Annotated in this window: 14 protein-coding genes; 12 read left to right on the top strand and 2 right to left on the bottom strand. The window is 39.1% G+C overall.

The genetic code is table 11. From position 1 onward, the window contains the following. Nucleotides 1-33: 33 nt before the first annotated feature. From NY014_RS04870 to NY014_RS04815, 12 genes are all read left to right on the top strand, one after another. Entirely contained in the window at nt 34-528 is a 495-nt protein-coding gene (locus NY014_RS04870; RefSeq protein WP_259413426.1) for a rhodanese-like domain-containing protein, read from the top strand. Between the two features lie 62 nt (nt 529-590). Beyond that, the gene (locus NY014_RS04865) at nt 591-1,352 is read left to right on the top strand and encodes a DUF547 domain-containing protein (RefSeq protein ID WP_259413425.1); all 762 of its coding nucleotides are present in this window, start codon (nt 591-593) and stop codon (nt 1,350-1,352) included. 26 nt (nt 1,353-1,378) lie between these two features. Next, the gene (locus NY014_RS04860) at nt 1,379-2,734 is read left to right on the top strand and encodes an NAD(P)/FAD-dependent oxidoreductase (RefSeq protein WP_259413424.1); all 1,356 of its coding nucleotides are present in this window, start codon (nt 1,379-1,381) and stop codon (nt 2,732-2,734) included. Then, complete coding sequence (locus NY014_RS04855; protein ID WP_259413423.1) at nt 2,731-4,275, top strand: 4Fe-4S binding protein; 1,545 nt, start codon at nt 2,731-2,733, stop codon at nt 4,273-4,275. The genes NY014_RS04860 and NY014_RS04855 overlap by 4 nt, the downstream gene beginning before the upstream one ends. Beyond that, nucleotides 4,268-5,737: a cellulose synthase family protein gene (locus tag NY014_RS04850; protein ID WP_259413422.1), complete on the top strand. Its 1,470-nt coding sequence runs from the start codon at nt 4,268-4,270 to the stop codon at nt 5,735-5,737. Before NY014_RS04855 ends, NY014_RS04850 begins: the two co-directional genes overlap by 8 nt. 5 nt (nt 5,738-5,742) lie before the next feature. Then, the gene (locus NY014_RS04845) at nt 5,743-6,441 is read left to right on the top strand and encodes a glycosyltransferase family 2 protein (protein ID WP_259413421.1); all 699 of its coding nucleotides are present in this window, start codon (nt 5,743-5,745) and stop codon (nt 6,439-6,441) included. A 13-nt stretch (nt 6,442-6,454) separates the two neighbouring features. Continuing rightward, on the top strand, nt 6,455-7,342 hold the full coding sequence (locus NY014_RS04840; protein WP_259413420.1) for a hypothetical protein: 888 nt from the start codon (nt 6,455-6,457) through the stop codon (nt 7,340-7,342). Beyond that, nucleotides 7,315-9,417, top strand: coding sequence for a glycosyltransferase family 87 protein (locus tag NY014_RS04835; RefSeq protein ID WP_259413419.1), 2,103 nt, complete (start codon nt 7,315-7,317; stop codon nt 9,415-9,417). Before NY014_RS04840 ends, NY014_RS04835 begins: the two co-directional genes overlap by 28 nt. Then, nucleotides 9,417-10,157 (top strand): DUF6503 family protein, encoded by a 741-nt coding sequence (locus tag NY014_RS04830; RefSeq protein ID WP_259413418.1) that lies wholly within the window; start codon nt 9,417-9,419, stop codon nt 10,155-10,157. The genes NY014_RS04835 and NY014_RS04830 overlap by 1 nt, the downstream gene beginning before the upstream one ends. A 5-nt stretch (nt 10,158-10,162) precedes the next feature. Continuing rightward, entirely contained in the window at nt 10,163-11,380 is a 1,218-nt protein-coding gene (locus NY014_RS04825) for a bifunctional alpha/beta hydrolase/OsmC family protein (protein WP_259413416.1), read from the top strand. Between the two features lie 179 nt (nt 11,381-11,559). Further along, a complete protein-coding gene (locus NY014_RS04820) occupies nt 11,560-11,769 on the top strand; it encodes a YgaP family membrane protein (RefSeq protein ID WP_259413414.1) in 210 nt (69 codons plus the stop codon). Between the two features lie 139 nt (nt 11,770-11,908). Further along, nucleotides 11,909-13,321: a Gfo/Idh/MocA family protein gene (locus tag NY014_RS04815; protein ID WP_259413412.1), complete on the top strand. Its 1,413-nt coding sequence runs from the start codon at nt 11,909-11,911 to the stop codon at nt 13,319-13,321. Here the strand turns inward: NY014_RS04815 and NY014_RS04810 are convergent. Both NY014_RS04810 and NY014_RS04805 read right to left on the bottom strand, forming a co-directional pair. After that, nucleotides 13,318-18,456, bottom strand: coding sequence for an adenylate/guanylate cyclase domain-containing protein (locus NY014_RS04810; RefSeq protein WP_259413411.1), 5,139 nt, complete (start codon nt 18,454-18,456; stop codon nt 13,318-13,320). The two genes, NY014_RS04815 and NY014_RS04810, sit on opposite strands and share 4 nt — an antisense overlap. After that, the gene (locus NY014_RS04805; protein ID WP_259413409.1) at nt 18,457-20,655 is read right to left on the bottom strand and encodes a carotenoid oxygenase family protein; all 2,199 of its coding nucleotides are present in this window, start codon (nt 20,653-20,655) and stop codon (nt 18,457-18,459) included. Between the last annotated feature and the right edge of the window lie 68 nt (nt 20,656-20,723).

Genomic DNA, 20,723 nt, shown 5'->3' with positions numbered 1-20,723 from the left:
GATTTTTCCAGTTTTCTCCCTATGATCAAAAAAATGAATTCACGGGTCATTCGACTGTGTCTTATTGCCACTTTTTTTGTTTTAGGGCAATCACTTTTAGCTCAATCTATTGCATACAAGACCTTGTTAAATGGCCTTTATGATGAGGAATTTCCTGTCTTAAAACCTAAAGAAATCAAAAGCTTGGCTGATTTTCAGGTTTTAGATACAAGGGAAAAGGAAGAATTTGAAGTAAGCCATTTGGAAGGTGCAATAAATGTAGGGTATGATAATTTTTCAATGTCCCAGCTTGATCAATTGGATCCCGAAAAACCTGTTTTGGTTTATTGTACAGTGGGAGCAAGATCGCAGGATATCGGTAAGAAGCTAACTGAAAAGGGATTTCAAGTTTACAATTTGTATGGTGGAATTTTTCAATGGGTCAATGATGGAAGAAACGTCTATGACCAATCAGGAAAAACAACCCGAGTTCATACTTACAATTTAGCCTGGTCCATTTGGCTAGAAAAAGGAGAAAAGGTTTACTGATCGGTTCCGAAAAATCAACTCGTGATTATTTCAAAACAGGCAATTATAATCTTCGAAAGGCCATGAAATTTCCATTTGCATTTCTTTTCATTTTGTCAACATTTCTTTTTTCCTGTGGCCAATCTAGTTTAGGTGGCCAAGGATCTACTCCTCCAGACCATACTTTTTGGGATGAATTGTTGAATGCTCATGTAAAGCCAAATGGAATGGTGGATTACAAAGGGTTTATCCAAGAAAAAGCTAAACTGGAAACTTACCTAGACCTCTTGAGCGCTAATGCTCCTGATCGAAATTCATGGACTGAGGCTGAGCAACTGGCATATTGGATCAATGCTTACAATGCCTTCACTGTCAAATTAATTGTTGACAATTATCCTGTAAAAAGTATCCGAGACTTGGGGCCAAAACTCAAAATCCCTTTAGTAAATGATGTCTGGCATTATGAATTTTTTGAAATCAATGGTCGGAAAACCAGTCTGGATGAAATTGAGCACAGTATTCTCAGAAAAGAATTTGAAGAGCCACGGATTCATTTTGCAATAAATTGTGCTTCCGTTTCCTGTCCGCCATTATTAAATCAGGCTTTTGTTCCTGAAAAACTGGAAGAACAATTGGAATTTGTGACCGAGCGCTTCATCAATGATTCCCAACGAAATAAGATAAGCAGGGATCGTCTAGAAATTTCTTCGATTTTTTCTTGGTTTAAAGGTGATTTTACCAAAAAAGGAAGCTTGATAGACTTCCTTAATAAGTATAGTCAAACACGCATTTCAACGAATGCTCGAATCAGTCATTTGGATTATGACTGGAGTCTTAATGAATAGATTATCTTTGAGAATCTCTTTCATTCATGAACAACTCCAAACACATAGTCATTCTCGGGAACGGAATAGCTGGAATCACTTGCGCAAGACATCTTCGAAAGCAAAGTAATTCGGTGAGAATTACAGTGATTTCTGGAGAGAGCAAATATTTTTTCTCTCGTACAGCGCTCATGTATGTATTCATGGGCCATATGAAATTCGAGCACACTCAGCCTTATGAAAATTGGTTTTGGGGAAAAAATAGAATAGACCTAAAAGAAGGATGGGTTGAAAAAGTAGATTTCCAAGGGAAAGAATTACACTTTCAAAGTGGTGAGAAACTAGCTTATGATCAATTAGTCTTAGCTACTGGTTCTCAGCCTAATAAGTTCGGTTGGCCTGGTCAGGATTTGATAGGAGTTCAAGGTCTCTACTCTAAACAGGATCTGGAATTAATGGAACAAAACACTTCCTCAGATGTCAATCATGCCGTGATTGTTGGGGGAGGATTGATTGGAATAGAAATGGCCGAAATGCTAGCCTACAAGGGTATATCGGTCACTTTTATAGTTCGCGAAACTGGTTTTTGGAGAAATATTCTTCCGAAAGAAGAATCAGAATTAGTGGGGAGGCATATTCTTGAACATCACATGGAGCTCAAATTGGAAACTGAGCTTGAAGAAATTTTATCGGATGAATCGGGAAAGGTTCGAGCTGTTAGGACAAGTAAAGGGGAGGAGATTCCTTGCCAATTTGTGGGTTTAACCGCAGGTGTGACACCAAAGATTGGGTTTTTAAAGAATACAGAACTTCAAACAAATAGAGGGATTTTGGTTGATTCATTTTTTAGGACCAATATTCCTGACGTCTTCGCGATTGGAGATTGTGCAGAATTTCATGAATCACCTGCTGAGGGAAGAAGCAAAATCGAGCAAGTTTGGTACACAGGTAGGATGCATGGTGAAACATTAGCCCATAATTTATTAAATGAACCGGTACCTTATAAGCCAGGAGTTTGGTTTAATTCTGCCAAATTCTTGGATATAGAATATCAAACCTATGGCCATGTTCCTGCTGATTGGACTCAGCAAGAATACCACAGTTTCTATTGGGAGCATGTTTCAGGAAAAGTCTCTTTTAGAATGTTGACAAACTCCAAAGATCAAATTGTTGGGATTAATAATTTTGGTTTTCGACTAAGCCATCCTTTTTTCGATCAGGCAATTGGTGAAAAATGGACAGGAAATCAAGTGATTGAAAATTTGGATAAGGCCAATTTCGATCCGGAATTTTTCGCTCCGTATATCCAAGCGATTCAGGAAGCCTATGCAAAGGAAAAAGGGCTAACCCTGAAATTGAATAAGAGATCATTCATTCAAAAACTATTTTCGGCAAAGCTATGAAGTTGACCCAAAGATTAGGAATATTCTTCTTTTTGATTGGATTGATTGCCTTTACCGTCATTCCTTTTTTAGGGGAGTATCAGCTTTCTGAAGATCAGATGGTCTCAAATGTTAAAGATATTCACCAGGATCAAATGCGATCTATTCTAAGTCCGATGTTTGAGAAGGAATATTCAAGCTCATTTGCTTTTGTAGGAGAGTACAATGACTTGATGGCAGGATATAACGATGTTCTCAAAGCGGAAAGTAAATGGGATCAAGTCATTTGGGATGATTATAGTTTTCCTTTAGCAAAAGCTGCTGTAATAAGTCCCATAAAAGGAAACCCTGGATTATTTCTTTTTCTGAGTATTGGCTTGGCTTTAATAGGAGGACTCCTTTATATCCTTCCTCTTTATAAAAATGAGCCTACAGGAATTAAAAACAATGGGGTTTTTCATTCCCCTATGAAAAACAAAGGTTGGCTGGGTATTTTGACAGGAAGCTACTTGATATTGTTTTATGTGGTTTTGTATTTGTTCCCTGCCTACATGGTGAATCTGGTTTGGATGGTAGAACCAATCAGTTTGACATTATCCGGTAATCCTGCTAGCCAATGGTTTTTGTATGGTCTGATTTATACGTTGGCGATTTTGGTAATGGGAATTCGGATGTTTCGAAAGTATCGAGGAAATCGATACCAGCAAGTTCGAACTATCTCTGTGATGTTCTTTCAGACGGCTTTTGCCTTTTTGATTCCTGAAATATTGGTCTTACTGAATCAGCCCTATTTTGACTTTAAGAATATTTGGCCTCTTGATTATACCTTCTTTTACGATTACAGAATTGAGAGCCTGACACAATCGGGTGCGATAGGGATGTTTATGCTTGTTTGGGGCATATTATTAATTGTAGTTGGAGTTCCTTTATTTACTTATTTCTATGGAAAAAGATGGTATTGTTCCTGGGTTTGTGGTTGCGGAGGTTTGGCAGAAACTGTTGGTGATCCATACCGGCAACTTTCAGATAAGTCTGTAAAGTCATGGAAAATCGAGCGATATTTAATCCACTCAGTTTTGGTTTTGGCAGTAGTAATGACAGTTTTGACCATTGCTAATTATTTTTCTTCCTTTGGTTTATTGGGTAATGTGACCAATCAGCTGCATTCTTTTTACGGCTTTTTTATAGGTTCTGCTTTTGCTGGAGTAGTGGGAACAGGATTTTATCCTTTTATGGGGAACCGAGTATGGTGTCGTTTTGGTTGTCCATTGGCTGCCTATTTAGGATTGGTGCAGCGATTTAAATCCCGATTTCGAATCACAACCAATGGAGGGCAGTGTATTTCATGTGGAAATTGCTCTACCTATTGTGAAATGGGAATTGACGTTCGTTGGTATGCGCAGCGTGGTCAGAATATCGTCCGATCCTCTTGCGTTGGTTGTGGAGTTTGTTCGGCTGTGTGTCCAAGAGGAGTACTGAAATTAGAAAATGGTCCTGAAGAAGGCCGAATCAATGACATGCCTATCATTATTGGCAATGATTCAATAAAAGTAAATGCCTGAGATAATTTCTTATAGTTTATTGGCTCTTTATATCCTCGGAATGTTGATCATTTTAGGATACAGTCTTGCTTTGGGGCATTTGCTTTTGGGATTTTGGAAATCAAAAAGAGCAGGTGAAAGAATCCCTTCTGATCCAATTGAATGGCCAAGAGTCACTGTTCAATTGCCGATTTTTAATGAATTGTATGTCGCAGAGCGGCTTTTGGATGCTGTAACAAAGATAGATTATCCGCTAGATAGGCTAGAAATCCAGGTTTTAGATGATAGTACAGATGAAACAAGTGATTTGATTCAGAAAAAAATCAAAGAATACGCTGGTTTTCCCTTCGTTTACCTTCACCGTTCTGATCGACAAGGATTTAAGGCAGGGGCACTTAAAGAAGGGCTAGCCGTAGCTAAAGGGGATTTCATAGCCATTTTTGATGCTGATTTTCTTCCAACTTCGGATTTTTTGAAAAAGACAATTCCATACTTTCAAAATGACCATGTGGGGATGGTGCAGACCCGGTGGACCCATTTAAATGAAAAGCATTCTTTATTGACTCGTCTACAAGCTTTTGCTTTGGATGCTCATTTTACCATTGAGCAGGTAGGAAGAAATACATTGGGAGCTTTTATCAATTTCAATGGAACTGGTGGCGTATGGAGGAAGACTTGTATTGTGGATGCTGGAAATTGGGAAGACGATACTTTGACAGAAGATTTGGATTTGAGTTATCGGGCTCAAAAGAAAGGTTGGAAGTTCGTTTATAGACCGGAGATTCACTCTCCTGCTGAACTTCCACCGATCATGTCAGCCATCAAATCTCAGCAGTTTCGCTGGAACAAGGGTGGAGCCGAATGTGCTAAAAAACATGCGCAATCTGTACTTTCTTCTAAATTCTCACTAAAGACAAAACTGCATGCTGTTGCTCACTTATTCAATAGCAGTATTTTTTTGGTGATTTTGATGGTAAGCTTGGCAAGTATTGGAGTTGCTTGGATGGGATTGAATGGGTTTTCTTCCTCCTGGACTCAAATAGCAGGTTTATTTTTATTCGGTTTTGCTATCATCGCTTTAGTATATTTTGTTTCACATCTTTATTCTAGAAAACGATTTTGGGCGAGTTTGGTAGAGTCCCTTTTGATTCTTCCGGTATTTCTATCCGTTTCCATGGGTATGGCATTGCATAATGCCCAGGCTGTTTGGGAAGGGCTGAGTGGTAAAAAATCACCATTTATTCGCACACCAAAATTCAATTTGGAGTCTGGTAAATCCAATCTTAAAACCAATCGATACCTGAAGTTTTCTATGCCTTTGACCACTTGGATAGAAGGAGGGCTTTCTTTGGTATTTTTCATTATGGTTTTACTGGCTTTCCGGTATGAATATTTTTTGTTTTTGCCTTTTCATGCTATGCTAGCCTTTGGTTATGGGTTGGTATTTATCACCTCATTTCGATCATATAGTTTAGGAAAGTAAAATCCATGTCGTCAGGACTTATTGTGGATGTTATCATCCCCGCATTTAATGAAGAAAAATCAATTCCCAAGGTCATTAGGGATATTCCAAATTGGGTAAGGCATGTAGTCGTTGCGAACAATAACTCTACGGACTCTACAGCTGAAGAAGCCCAAAAAGCAGGTGCAATTGTAGTTTTTGAAGGACAGAAAGGCTACGGAAAAGCCTGTCTTACTGCGATGGATTGGATCAAGAGCCAATCAATCCAACCAGATGTAGTCGTTTTTTTGGATGGAGATTACAGCGACTATCCAGAGGAAATGGAATTGCTCCTTCAACCAATTGTAGAAGCTAAGGCTGATATGGTAATTGGTTCGAGAGCTTTGGGAAAAAGAGAAAATGGCTCCATGACTTTGCCTCAGGTTTTTGGAAATTGGCTGGCTACAACTTTGATGAAATGGATTCAAGGGGCGAAATACACAGATTTAGGTCCTTTTCGCGCAATACGCTGGAATAAACTTCTCGACTTAGGGATGAGGGATGAGAATTACGGTTGGACCATTGAAATGCAAATCAAAGCGCATCAAAAAGGGCTGAAATATTTGGAAGTACCCGTGACCTATCGTAAGCGAATCGGAGTGTCTAAGGTAAGTGGAACAGTAAAAGGGGTATTTGGTGCAGGATATAAAATTATTTTGACCATTTTTAAATATTGGAAAGCCTGATCCCCATTGATTTATGAGATTAACTCATTTTGTCCTATCGGCCTTTTTATTGTCCGTTTTACTTACATCCTGTGGTCCCAATACCCGAGAAAGTATTGATGAAGAACAATTCGGTGCCTATTGGTATCAGGGAAAAGCAGAGATTAATGTTTTTGATTTGAAGCAAAGCCGATATGGCGAGGAACGGGAGGGAAAATCAGTAATGATTTTTGTGACGGAGGATTTTTCTAGAAGAAAACAGGTAAAATTAGATAAACCGGAAAGTGCTGGAGGAGATGCCCGAAAAGTCCTTAAGCTGAATATGACCCGGGACTTCGTCACAGGTATTTACCCATATCATACCATGTTGTCGGTATTTACACCCGTTCAAGATGAAGTTCCATCATTTAAGATTACTCATTTGGTTTCGGAATGGTGCGGCCAAACCTTCGCTCAATTGAACTGGAAAAATGCAGCTTATCAAGTCAAGCTCTATTCTTATTTTGAGTCTGAGGGAGATCAGGAGCTAAAGGTGGATGCTCCATCCGAAGATGAGATTTTTAATCTAATCCGTTTGAGTCCGGAATTAGTGCCTCAAGGAGATGTTCGCTTAATTCCATCCTTGACTTTTCAGCGTTTTGCCCATATTCCATTTAAGGCTTATAGAGCAAAGATTAGTTTGGAGGAATTGGGACAACAGACCAACCAATTTGTGATTGAATATCCTGAATTAAATCGAACAGTAAAGATTCAATTCATCAAAACTTTTCCATTTGAAATTGTGAGTTGGGAAGAAATACGAATAAGTCCAAGTGGTAGAGAGGAACGGTCTATTGCTACACGAAATGAGAAAATGCAGATAGATTACTGGACCAAAAACGGAGTAGAGGATGAATGGCTCCGAAAGCAATTAGGCTTGTGAAAGAAGGGAATAAGCATATACTAATCGCAGTTTTTATTTTTTTCCTCATTGGAGCTAATTTTCTATTAGCCTATCAAATCCCCCGAGAAAATTTCCAATTAATCCTTCCAGTATACATTCTCAGTTTCTCAGGAATGCTCGGCTTATTCTGGAAATGGAAAGGATTAAAAAATTGGATAGGAGTCTTCATTTTCGGACTTTTTTTAAGATTACTTCTTTTTAATGTGACTCCTCCTTGGTCGGAAGATTATGCCAGATTTCTCTGGGACGGAGAAGTTGTGCTTTCAGGAGAGAATCCGTATGAGTTCACGCCAAATCAATGGATGCTCAATGAAGAATTGGACGATTCTACTCGGTTTTTTGAAAAGAGCCTCCCTTTATTGAATTCACCGGATTATTTCTCGGTCTATCCTCCTTTAAATCAGCTGCTTTTTGCAACTGCTTCTTTTTTCTCCAATGGAGATATAGAAAATGGGATTATCGCCCTTCGACTTATTTTATTGGGAGGTGAAATAGGTGTTTTTTTATTGTTTTTGAGAGTGTTCAGGCATTTAGCCATTCCAGCTAGAAGAGTGATTTTCTATTGGTTGAATCCTTTTGTGATTCAAGAAATTATTGGGAATCTTCATTTTGAGGGATTGGTTCTTTTCTTCCTTCTCGCCTTTATTTGGGCTTTGACTCGGCATAATAAATACCTTGCGGGTACATTTTGGGGGCTTGCAGTGAGCACGAAATTGCTTCCGTTGATTCTTCTTCCATCCCTGTTTTTATTTAGACGAACTCGGGCTCATGCGTTTTTTTGGATGGGTGCTATCCTAGCAATCAGTATTTCTTTTTTGCCATTGATTTGGGAAGATGCTTGGGGGAATTTTATTCAAACGCTTCAGCTATATCAGGGGAAATTCGAATTCAATGCTTCTATTTATTATCTGGGAAGAGAAATCGGGTATTGGATTGAAGGTTACAACACGATCTATTACTTGACCAAAATTTTATCCGGGATAACTTTTTTCCTTATTCTTTATCTAAGTATAAAACACAAACCGCAGCGATTAATACCTTTAATCGATCTTTGGGTTTCAGTTTATATGCTGTATTTTTTGTTTCAGCCTGTCGTTCATCCATGGTATGTACTGCCCTTGCTGGGAATTAGTCTATTTACCAATCGAATCGCGCCTCTTGTTTGGAGTTTTTCCTTGATATTTTCTTATCAGGCTTATGGTAAGTCACCAGTTGAAGAGAGTGTAGTTTGGCTTTTCTTGGAATATGCATTGCTTTTAATAGCTCTTGCTTGGGATTACTTCCCTATTTTTAAAGAAAAGTTATCGGAGAGTATGTATTTCAAAAAGTTTGTCGGTAGTCTTATTGTGCTCTTTTTTATTTCTTTTTGGGGATGTGAACCCAAGGAGCAAAAAGATGCAAGAAAAATCATTGAAGAGGCAATTGAAGCGCATGGTGGTCAGGAAAGTTGGGATGATTTAGCTGAAATTTCTTTCAGAAAATGGACACAGCTTTTGCTTGAGGATGGTTCTATAGAAAAAGAAACTGATCAACTAATCAGCTTTTCTTTCCAACCTGAATTTTCTGGAAAGGTAACTTGGATTCAAGACTCTGTGGAACATGTGCTTTCTTTTTCAAATAATAAAACGCATTATTCCATTGCCGGCAATTCGATAGAAAATACAGACTTTTTGGCTTCCAAAAAAAAGGATTTTGATGCAGCCTATTATGCTTTTGCCCAACCTTGGAAATTGTTGGAAGAAGAGGGGTCAATATTTATTTCAGAGGGAATCCGTCAAACTCCTATGGGTGAGGCAGCAGTGGTTCGAGTTGATTACGGAGAAGGAAGTGATATTTGGTGGTATTATTTTGATCCGGTTTCAAAAAAAATGATGGGAAATGAAGTACAGTTGAGCGACCATCGAAGTTTGGTGGAAAATATAGATTTCAATCAAGTTTCGCCTTTTACCTTTTATAGAACAAGAAAGAGTTATCGGATAAATGAAGCTGGAGAAAAATTATATTTGAGAGCAGATTACCTCTATGATAACTTTGAATTTAAATTTCTAAACTAATGAAGATCAATACATTATTAATCCTTTTTTTGGGTTTGTTAATTGCTTGTTCACCTAGAACAGAAGCTGAAAAAATCGTTGATGATGCAATTGAGGCACATGGAGGAAAGCGCTATGAGTCAGCTAGAATTGATTTTGATTTCAGGGATTTCCACTATCAAATTTTCAAAAGCCCCAATCGATATGAGTATTCTCGAGAGTTTTCGGATTCTACTGGTTTCGTTCGGGATGTATTAAATAATGAGGGATTTCTTCGTACGGTAAATGGAACTCCCATCGATACTTTAACTGAGGAGCGGATAGGAGCATTTTCCCGATCGGTAAATTCTGTTGCCTATTTTGCCTTTTTGCCTTATGGGCTAAATGACCCAGCAGTAATCAAGGAATATTTGGGACAAACCGAATTAAAAGGTGAGCCTTACCATCTAATCAAAGTTACTTTCCAAAAAGAAGGAGGCGGAGATGATTTTGATGATGAGTTTCTTTATTGGATTCACACGGGGACTTCTTTTGTTGATTATATGGCATACAGTTACCACACTGACGGAGGAGGAATTCGTTTTCGGGAAGTGAGTTCTGCTCAAACGGTGGATGGAATCCGTTTTCAGAATTATCTGAATCTTAAACCTGAAAATAAAGATACCCCAGTTGAAGAGATGCAGGATCTTTATGAAAGAGGTGAATTAGAGTTGTTATCAGAGATTAATCTGGAAAATATTAAAGTAGAGATGGTAAAATAACCATTATGGACCCCAGAGAAATCATTTTTAAAAATCGAAAAGGCATCAACTTAAAGGGGTATTTGTATCATCCCCTCGATAGCCAGCCTTTATTTTTTGCCGTTTTCGCGCATTGTTTCACGTGTTCTAAAAATTTTTCAGCCATCAGTTTGATTTCTAAGGCTTTATCCAATGAAGGGATTGCGGTTTTAAGTTTTGATTTTACAGGTTTAAGGTCACAGAAAGAAAGTGATTCTAACCTAGAATTCAGTTCCAGTATTTCGGATTTGATAGATGCCTCGACCTTTTTGGAAGAGCATTATGAAGCCCCTAGATTATTGTTGGGGCATTCTCTCGGGGGCACGGCTGTTTTGCATGCAGCCGCTACTATTCCTTCTGTTTCTGCATTGGTGACAATTGGTGCCCCTGCAGATCCTGACCATGTCAAAGCGCTTTCTATAAATTCGGAAGTCGAAAATTTCCCTAAAGGAAAAACTCCTGTTTCAATAGGAGGGAAGCCCTTTTTTGTCGGGGATGATTTTGTAAAGGATCTTAAAAAAGAACCTTTAAAGGCTTTACTAAAAGGACTTAAGAAATCCATTTTGATTTTGCATTCTCCTCAGGATGAAGTGGTGGAAATAGAAAATGCTCAGAAAATCTATAAAGCGGCATTTTACCCGAAAAGTTTTGTTTCATTGGACGGAGCTGATCATTTGATTTCCAAGGATACAGATTCAATCTACATTGGTCAGCTTGTGGCTTCTTGGAGCACTCGATATGTGCCGGTGAGTCCAAAGAAAGAGAATGAAACTAAGGGTCATCCTGTTATGGTGAGGCTAAGTGCCGGGGATGGCTATACCACAGAAATAAAAACCCCACATCACCATTTAATTGGTGATGAACCGATTGCCGTGGGAGGAAAAAATTTAGGTCCAACCCCATATGATTTTTTAATGGCTTCTTTGGGAAGTTGTACGGCGATGACTTTAAAAATGTATTCGGAGCGAAAAAAATGGCCTCTTAAGGAAGTGACTGTTTATTTAAATCATGAACGAGTTCACCGGGAAGATTCCGAACATTCAGAAAAATCCGAATCTAAGGTAAGTCAGTTTACTCGAAGGATTTCACTGGAGGGAGATTTGGATTCCGATCAAAGACAAAGGTTGCTTGAGATCGCCAATAGGTGCCCTGTCCATCGAACTTTGGAGGAAGATATTTTGATTAAGACAGAATTGATGAGCTGAGATTTTTTTATTGGGCTTCGAAATCTTTTTAGTGCTGAGTTCTGATTTTGTAAAAGAATTTTTTGCAGAATTCTGAAAATCACTTCTATCTGTGACTTTTGTCATGGTATTGCCATAGGAAATTCCTGACCTTCAAGCTGTTATTTTAATTCATTTCCAATCTTTTAACCCAATAGGCCATGAAAAAAAATATGGGAAATGCCGATAGAGCTGTTAGACTTATTATAGCAGCGGTGTTAATCGGGTTATACTTCTCAGAAGTACTTGTAGGAACAATAGGAATAATTGCGCTGGTTGTGGGCATTGTTTTTACCCTAACTAGTTTCGTTGGATTTTGTCCATTATACAAGCCATTAGGATTAAATACCTGTAAGCGTACAGGCGAATAGACTTAGATAATGCGTAATAGTTTTGGGAAAGGCCGGAGATAAGTTGTCTCCGGTTTTTTTGTTTGGTTCATTGGTCAAATTGCATTTAGACTTTTACTGTTTTTTTGTTAACTAGTTTACCAAACCAATCCAAATCAACATGAAATCCAATCGAAGAAGAGAGTTTTTGAAATCTGCTAGTGCAGCAGGTATGGGTTTTTTCGGGCTAGGAAATGCCGCAGCCCAATCAAAATCTCTTTTGCCTTGGGAAGCTCAATACGGGAATAATCGCGAACAAGTATTCAACATGTGTGGTTATGCAGCTCCTAAACTCGAAACTGTACGAATCGGAATCGTAGGTTTAGGAATGCGAGGCCCTGGTGCTGTAGACAGGCTGAGTAAAATTGAAGGGGTAGAGATTAAAGCCTTGTGCGATCTTTTACCAGAGCGTGCAGAAAAAGCTAAACAATCACTCGCAGGTACTGTCCATCAGCCAGAGCTTTATTCAGGAAGTACCTATGCATGGAAAAAAATGTGCAATCGTCCTGATTTGGATTTGATCTACATTGCTACCCCTTGGGAGTGGCATACTCCAATGGCTGTCTATGCAATGGAGGCTGGAAAACATGCAGCAGTGGAAGTTCCTGCAGCGAGAACTTTGGATGAGTGCTGGCAATTAGTAGAAACATCGGAGCGGACAAAGAAACACTGTATGCAGTTGGAGAATTGCTGCTATGATTTCTTTGAGTTGATGACTTTAAAAATGGCTCGAGAAGGATTCTTTGGAGAAGTTGTTCATGTGGAGGGAGCTTATATCCATGATTTGCTTTGGTTGAATTTCGATAAGGATAATGGTTATCAAAATATGTGGAGACTTCGAGAGAATTATCGAAATGGGAATTTGTATCCAACTCACGGTTTGGGGCCCATTTGCCAAATTCTCAATGTGAATAGAGGAGATCAAATGGAATATTTGACTTCGTTGAGCTCTAATGATTTTCAGATGAAAAAGAAAGCGGAAGAGCTGGCAGAACAAGACATTTTTTGGACAGAGTTTGCTTCCAAGTCCTATCGAGGGAATATGAATACCACGGTGGTAAAAACAAAACTCGGAAAGTCCATTATGATTCAGCATGATGTTACCTCCCCTCGTCCATATAGCCGTTTGCATGTGGTGAGTGGGACAGAGGGCTATGCACAGAAATATCCCCAACCTCGAGTTGCAAAAGGCCACAGTTGGATGAAAGAGGAAGAAATGAAGGAACTAGAAAAAAAATATACCCCTGAAATCGTCCAAAGGGTAGGTGAATTAGCCAAGCAAATTGGCGGTCATGGAGGGATGGATTTTATGATGGATTGGCGATTGATAGATTGCTTGAGAAATGGGCTTCCATTGGATCAGGATGTTTACGATGCGGCATTATGGAGCTGTATCAGTCCATTAAGTGAGTGGTCGGTTGCAAATCGCTCTAATTCTATCGATGTGCCTGATTTTACGGGAGGAAGCTGGAAAACAAACAAGCCCGTTCCGATAACTTTAGAAGGTGGCGGAACCACCAAGGTTAGGGTTTAGGTTTCGACGTGTTCAGAATTTTTGGGATGGTGAATGAAATACATATTCATCATCCCTTTATTTTTTACATCAATTTCACCTCGGAATTCACAGCTGTATTTTTCCTTAATGGTTTTATAAAAGTCTTCTGAAACATTGATTTTTCCTGTTTCAGAATTGCTTTCCATACGGGATGCGATATTCACCGTATCTCCCCAAATGTCATAAGCAAACTTGCGATGACCAACTACTCCTGCTACCACTGGACCGATATGAATTCCTATTCGGACATTAAAAATAGGCTTGTTTTCCAGAGCGCTTCGCTCATTGAATTTATCTGAAAAAAGGAGTATTTCTCTTGCAGCCTCAGTTATTTGAAATGCATGATCCTCAGTAGGGCTTGGAATTCCTCCTGCAGCCATGTAGGCATCTCCTATAGTTTTTATTTTTTCGATACCATACTTGTCCATGATTTCATCAAATTTGGTAAAGAAAACCTGAAGATTTTGCACCAATTCATCCGGGCTCATTCGCTGGGCAATTCGCGTAAAATCCTTGATATCCACGAACATGACCGAAACCTTTTCATAAAGCCTTGCAGATGCTTTTCCAGTTTGTATCAGTTCTGAAGCAATTTCTTTTGGAAGGATATTAAGAAGTAAAGAATCGCTTTTTTGCTTTTCTTCTTCCAATTCACGGGTCCTTTCTGCCACCAATCGCTCCATGTTTTCATAGAGTAGCGCATTTTCGATGACTCCACCAATTTGTGCCGCCATTAGACGCATTAAAGAAATCTGTTCTTTAGAGAAGGCGTTTTTGGTCAAAGAATGGGTTAAGTAAATTATCCCTGAAATTTTCGATTGATTGATGAAAGGAATGCACAAAACAGATCGGAGCGATTTTTCTCTCACAATTGGATCCGTATCAAACGGCTGAGAAAGCAGGGCATCTTCAATCAATAAAGGTTCTTTGCTTGCTTTGGAATAGTTGATGATGGCAGCACTTACCTCCTGAGTTTTTTCCAGTTCTACTTTTGGGAAGTGGGTATGTAATTGGTGATTTGCAATAGTCGAAACCTCCAAAATCCATTTACCTTCCCTGTTGATCAGAAAATGCCCTTCCTGTGCCCCCGTGTTTTCCATGGCATAGGTGATGAGTTTTTCAAGCAAAGCCTCTAGCTTGATTTCACTCACCAAAGCCTCCATGGTTTTGACCAAGGTTTTGGTGTCTATTTGTCCAATTTCACTGGAAGAAACAGATCCTCTTCTAATTTTTTCTTTAGCAGTTTGCTGATCCGTTTCGTCTTCATCCTCTTGAAGCAATCGAATGGATTTTGCTTCTACTCCAATTTTTCTTGATTCAGAAGCTGCCTGATTTCGCCAATATTCATGCCGTGGATTCTTTTCATATTTGAATAATATACTCAGCAATTCAGCGAATAGGATGAAATACCTCGGATGATGTAATTCTTTCAGCTGCCCGATACTGTTTTCCATCGTCTCTACATCCAACTGCTGATGAATCTGGTAGTCCATCCCGGCCTTTAGCAAAGACATATAGGGCCCGTAAGAAACTGGATTTAATTTTGAGAGATATTTCAGTTCGGCGATAGTTTCACTTACTATGTCTTTTAGATTAACTCCACGGAATTTTTCATCCCGGATTTGATTCATCAAGAAGACTGCATTAATCGCTCGATTGATCTTGTAATAGTTGATGAAAAATGAGTTCGGTTGATCTTTGATATGAAGGGGTAAATTTTCATAATATTCAAAGGCTTCACTGTATTTACCAAAGAACAAATTCGTAGCTCCTATATATCCGTAGTAGGAAAGGAGAAAAATATGATTGGATTCCCTTTCGGCTGTTCGGAAATTCTCTTCTATCTTTTTTGGAAGGCTGCTTAATTCTTTTTCGATATCTTTTTCATCGGCAATATGAACTGATAAGCATTTCTCGATAAGTTGAGTGATGGCTGCCTGATTCGTAAAATTATATTGAATAGAAAACTTTTCAGTCTCAATCGCTTCTTCCAATTGTGCTTTGTAATCAGTTCCGACATGGAATTTTATAGCGGTACTGAAAAATAAATTCCAGCAAGCATATTCCATGTTTCCGTATTCGAGACCTTTTAAATACCCCTCGTAGGTAAGTGGAACGCTATCCACGATATTGTTTTTAATGTGAGATGTAAATGAAACATACATCATATTGATGGTTGCTGCATATTTCATCCGATCTGGCTTATTCAGCAATTCCATCGAGTTATTGACGACTTCGTAGCCATCAGCTGGCTTTTTGAGGGCGGTCGTTAAGATTAATCCATAAGAAGCTATTCCCACCACTGATTCAGGAGCCATTCCCTTATTAATTGTGAGTTTTAGCATCTGAAAAATCAAAATAGGGTAGGTCGAAATGTTGACAAAAAAGTAGGAAGATAATGCTGCCAACAAAAGTTTAAATGTAGCCAAAGCCAAAGGATCATCCGTTTCAGGAATATCCTTGATTTTCAATAGTTTTTTTCTCGGGATTAAAACCTGAATCATTATTGCATGATACATCACCTGAAGCTTGCTGGCCTTTTCAGGAATTTTAATTTCAACTTCTGCCAAAGCTTTCTGTGCGACATCAACCGCTTTTTTGGGCAGGTTGGCAAAACCTAAGCAGCGTACAATCACCTCATTCACCAATACTCGATCGACTAAGGTTTCGGCTTCGCCAAATGCTAGTTTTTCAAATTTTTCCTGTTTTTCGGGATCTTTCAGGAGATAAGAGTACTCTAGGCCTTCTATCAAGAGTTGGAATTTTTCAGACTTCTTAAGCTTTTTGCCAAGAAGTTCGAAAGCGATCTCTGTGAAATTTAAGGCCCCTTCAAAAGAGGCTGATTGGGCAGATTTTTTACCTGCTTTTAGAAGCAGCCATCCAATTTCCTCTTTGTTTTTAGATTTCGAGATTTCATCATACCCTAAGGAGTAGTGAAGGGCAATCTCAATAGGGCGTTCTGCTAGTTCTTGTTCGCTTAATTTTTGGAGGTATATCTGACCAACTTCAAAATGAAAACGGGATTTTTCCGATGCTTCTAATAATGCATAGACAGCTTGCTGAATCCTTGCATGAGCAAACCGGAAATGTATATCCCGGTTGGTTTCGCTGTAATATTCGGGAATGAATTTGTAGTCATTTCCAAGTGGTATCAAGGATCCTTCCTGAATCAAAGGCCATAGGAAGGAGTGAATTTCAGTGGTTGGTTTTCCCGTGATGATTGCCAACTGATGAAGAGAAAACTCTATTCCAAAAACAGATGCTGCCTTGATGACTTGAAGAGCATTCTCTGGAAGTTCACGAATCCGTAAGAGCAATAGCTCAACAATATCATCACTTAAATTCTGAGACTGGATTTTTTTAATGCTCCAAGTCCATTTGTTTTTGGTATAGTCAAACTCTAGCAGTTTGTTTTTGTAGAGTGACTCCAAAAATTTATTGATGGAAAATGGATTTCCTTTCGTTTTGGAATAAATCAATTCCGCAAGTTCAGCTACCTCTAAAGATTCCAGCTTTAGTGTGTCAGAAATCAAAATTGCAACATGCTTCTCGCTCAAGGGCTGAAGGTGAATCTCCTCGATCAAGAGATGATTTTCATCAAGATTGTTGGATTTGATGCTACGGATCGCCTGGGAAAATGGATGGAATTCCGGGGTTTCATTATCCCGATAAGCAACCAAAACCATCAAGTGGGTCAGGTTATAATTATTGAATAGACTTTTCAATAATTCAATGGAAGCTTCATTTGCCCATTGATAATCATCAAGAAATAACACCAAAGGAGTATCTTCTGATGCGAGACTTTGAAGAAAGGCATTAATGGTAAACTGAATTCGTTGCTGATTTTCAAAGCCAGTGAGGCTGACCAATTCTGGCTGAGGAGGTAAGATAAAGCGCAGCTTTGGCGCCATATCCACGATTATCTGTCCTAGTCCTTTTAAATCCCGGTTTAGTTTTTTAGCCCAATATTGTTGCACTTCTTGAGATTCAGCCATCAACCAATCAGCAAACTGTCGAAATGCCTTGATAAAGGCTAAATAGGGTGTTTGACGATCCAATACATCGAAAGCTCCCGACAGAAAAAGGCCATTTTGAACTGAGACTTCCTTGTATAGTTCCTGGCAAAGGACACTTTTTCCCACACCACTGTATCCTCCTATAGTCATGAGGATTTTTTTGCCAAGGCAAGCATCTGCAAATCGAGCTTTTAGAAGCCCAACCTCTTTATCTCTGCCATAGAGATGCTGACTGATATGAAGCTTCGAAGCAATGTCAGTCAGGCCCGGCTGGGTATCTTCAATTTTGCCATTCTTCTTTAGTTGTTGCTCGCAAAGATTCAAGTCTGCCAATAAGCCTGGAATGGACTGATAGCGCTCTTCAGCATTTTTTGCTAAAAGTTTTAGGACGATTTTATCTATAAATTCAGGAACCTTTGGATTAAGCTTACTAGGAGGAATAGGTTGAATTGCCAGATGACAATGAATGATCGCCAAAACATCATCTCCTTCAAAAGGAGGCTGACCGGTAAGCATTTCGTAGAAAGTTGCTCCCAAAGAATAATAATCACTTCGCTGATCCAGCTTTCTATTCATTCGTCCGGTTTGTTCCGGGGAGATGTATTCAATGGTTCCGGAAATGGTACTTAACGGTTCAAACTGTAATTCTAAATTTTGAATGGAAGTACCAAATTCGAAATCAATTAAACGGCAGAATTCTTCCTTTTCATCAATGATAATGTTTCTTGGATTTAGGTCGTTATGAAGCGTTCCCGTAGCATGAATGTCCTGAAGCTGATGGCAAATTTTGATAGCAAAATGAAGGAATTTCTCAATGGATAGGGGCTTTTTATCAATGATCTCAATAAGTGATTTTCCTTTCAAAAATTCTCGGACCATGACGACTCTACTATTGTAGAGTATTACCTGAGGATTGAAGCCATTATGAGGGGATCGATTAGAGATCATGGCTTCATTGTGCAAGCGCCCTAAATCCCCAGTCAAATCTTCTTTAATCAATATGTTTTCACCCCCTTCATTACTTCCTGTGAAGAGTTTGCTGCGGTTACTTTCATAGAGCAGCTTTAGAGAATGGATATCACCAATTTCTTTTAGCATTTACTTGAAATGAGGGTAGATATTTTCTTCAAAGAATTCCTTCAAAAACTTTTTATCGGCTTTTATTCCAATGTTATTGATGACTTCATTATAATCATCACGAGTGGATATTTTGAATGTTTGATCTGAAGGGCCGCTTTCTGGCATCCAAGAAGTGTGGAGGGTAAAGGCAAATTTGATTTCATCATTAGCCAGTTTACAAATCGGGCCTTTTGAGATTGAAGTTGCATCAAAAACCCAAAACTCACTTGTGTATTTGTAGTCTCCATCTGCTTGTTGATGTCCTACTTGAGCAGGGCAGAAAAGGTAGCCGTCCAATTCTTCCGGAACCGATGGGGTAGGTGTTTTCTTTGGAATGAAATGGATTCCCCGAATGTAGGTTTTCTTGTCGCATTGGTAATAATCCTCAGGCTGCATGGTTTCCAAATTGACTCGAGTGATACTGAACGGAAGTTCTCTATTTGTGGCATCTTTGATTTCCTCTAGGGATAATTTTCGATGAGGATATTTTTTATACAGCTTATAGACGAACTCAGTCAATAAATTTGGATCTGTTCCATCACTCACATACCAAAGCTGTTTTATAGTAGGAACAGCTTTTTCTGCGGAAAGAATATCTCTGTAGGTATAAAGGACTATGGTCCAGGTATTAGGGCCTAAGTTTTCTTCCTTATATTTTCCTGGATCTTCATAAACCTGACTGTCTTCTTCGACAACTTTTAAGGTTTTGGAATCAATTTTCCATTTCCCCAATCGGCTTATATCCATACTCCCTACGGCAAAAAGAGAATAATAATCAGGATCGACCGGCTTCTTGTCCAATGCCCTTCTGTCAAAGGTTCGTACCCATTCTGCAATACAAGTTGCTGCATTGTGAACTCCATAGAGGGTGATAACGCCATCTGGATTGGAGTAATCACAGCTGTAATGAATTGTTTCCAGAGGAATTGGACTTTCAAGTCTATAGGCAGTTACCTTTTCTTTTTTAGGATCTAAATCGGCACGCTTGACAAGATACACGGTTGTGAATGGCTCCATTTTCACAGTCCCCAATCTTCTAATCAAGCGCTCGATTACTTTGCTTTCTGGGAAAGGATTATCAAACAATAGGTCCAGGGCAAACTTGAATGAGCAATCAGTCAGGATAATGAAGTCCTCGGTGATTCCCATCTGATGCATGCACTCATATATCGCCAATTTATCTCCATTCTGATCTTCAAGATCCCAATGAACAACAGGCCCGTCACCATTCCAGCCCAATAAATACATGAAAACATCGCCTTTTGGCTCGTCAGGATCATGTGCCTGTCCTTCCACATGGGTATTTAAGTCTTGAAAGAAATTGGTCACATGATGATGCACATGCTTATCATCCTCATGATCCACTAGGTCGTGAGCCAGTTTTTCAAGTTTTTCTTTGAATGATTCTCTATTGTGCTTTAGATGATGGATAGTCTGCTCCAGGTGGGTGAAAGACCCTTTGTCTCTTGAGTAATTCACTGTAAATACTTCCTGCGTAACGGGATCAAAAATCGGGTGAGCTGAAGTCTGAACTATCCCAAAAGGCCAAGGTACCATAGGCGGTTCGGCGGTCATCCATTCGCTGCATTTACCCATAGGTGTAATCAATTCCAAGGATTGAGAATCCAGCAGGTAAGGGCGTCCTACGTCGTAGGTTGCCATAAGACTTCCAGTCTTTTGTCCTTTGAATTTTACGGGCTGAGTGGCAGTATTCAATTCATTCCTTGCTCCAAAAACCATACTCATACGGGTGATACCCATATTGTGAAAACCCATCAATCCATGGTGCTTTGTACCTTGTTTGGTTGCCAAATCAGCATAATAGCAAGGAGTTTTCATGATTTTGCTTTGAATTTCAGGCTGGGGCAGATTGAAGTTTACCTGAATTACCATTCCATCTCCATTCATGATAGGAGAACCATACTCTGGATTGTGTTTTCCTTCCTTGGTTTTTTCAGGAAATGGAAGACCATCCGAATTGATGGAACCTACAGGAAGCGAAACATTGAAAACCCCATTTATGTCGGAAGGTAGAGAGCCTTCAATAACTTTTAAGGTACCTTTAATCTCCTTATTGGAGGTTTTAAGTAAAGGTTCGTGTGTGGGGGAATGTGCTGGGGTGGACGTTTCCTTACCAAAAATGCGAAGAAAAGCATTCCAAATTTTTTTGAAAATCATTAAGAATCAGGCTAGTGTCAAGAAAAATTTCTAGTAAAATCTAGCCTAATTTTTGGGTAAATTGAAAT

The organism is Algoriphagus limi (assembly GCF_024919275.1).
GTDB classification, from domain to species: Bacteria; Bacteroidota; Bacteroidia; order Cytophagales; family Cyclobacteriaceae; genus Algoriphagus; species Algoriphagus limi.
The sequence above is the reverse complement of the archived record's forward strand: the minus strand, read 5'-3'. Positions and strand labels throughout refer to the sequence as shown.